We start from the raw sequence: 664 nt of genomic DNA, 5'->3' as shown, positions 1-664 counted from the left end.
GTCAACGGCACTGTTATCTGTGGGCGGTACATTAAGTGTAGAGACTAAGTCTTCAGCGAGCACTCTTTCGTGTGCATCAATAAGTGCAACTGATTCTGTCTCCGATATCGGGTTTGCCAATTTTTTTAAGCGCTCAATGATATCATCTAAAGGATTAAGGGTGTGTTTGACGGCTGAATCGCAGCAGCTTTGATTTGTGTTCGACATAAATAGCTCTGTCAGTATCGACGATGAAAAACGGGTTATTAGTTTAGCGTGTGCAGTGTATCGCTAAAACAGAAATAAATCGTTGATGATCATCAAGCGCTTAAGGAAGAGTTAGCAAGCGGGTAGATCTGCGTGAGTGCCGCAGCTTACGACACTACCGTCGCGCGAGTCGTACTTGATAACCAAGGAGCTGTTATTGCGATTGCCAGTGTCGCCGTTAAGGCGATAAGCGTAGCTGCAGACTCTGTTGCCGGTGTGGCGGTAAGCTCGATAGGCTTCATTGTTGTTGCCAACAACAACTGAGGGCGGGTTTTCCAATACGCCCTGCCAGACACCAATGCAGCCGTTGTTGCCTTGCCCTATATTCTCATTACCTGTGCCTTTATCAACACCAATTGGGTAGCCGATATTGTTGGTGTCAATCGTGCCATTGCCAAAGTTTGTCAGGTTTTGGGTG

At 46.8% G+C, this 664-nt stretch carries 1 protein-coding gene and 1 pseudogene; both read right to left on the bottom strand.

Features of this window, described 5'->3' with window-relative positions; genetic code table 11:
• Positions 1 to 207: pseudogene (locus A3729_RS11050) on the bottom strand (molybdopterin molybdenumtransferase MoeA); the annotation flags it as partial.
• Positions 208 to 318: 111 nt separating this feature from the next.
• Positions 319 to 664: hypothetical protein (locus A3729_RS32915; protein WP_197475804.1), on the bottom strand; the 346-nt coding region annotated here is incomplete at its 5' end.

It is taken from the genome of Oleiphilus sp. HI0043 (assembly GCF_001634935.1).
The sequence above is the reverse complement of the archived record's forward strand: the minus strand, read 5'-3'. Positions and strand labels throughout refer to the sequence as shown.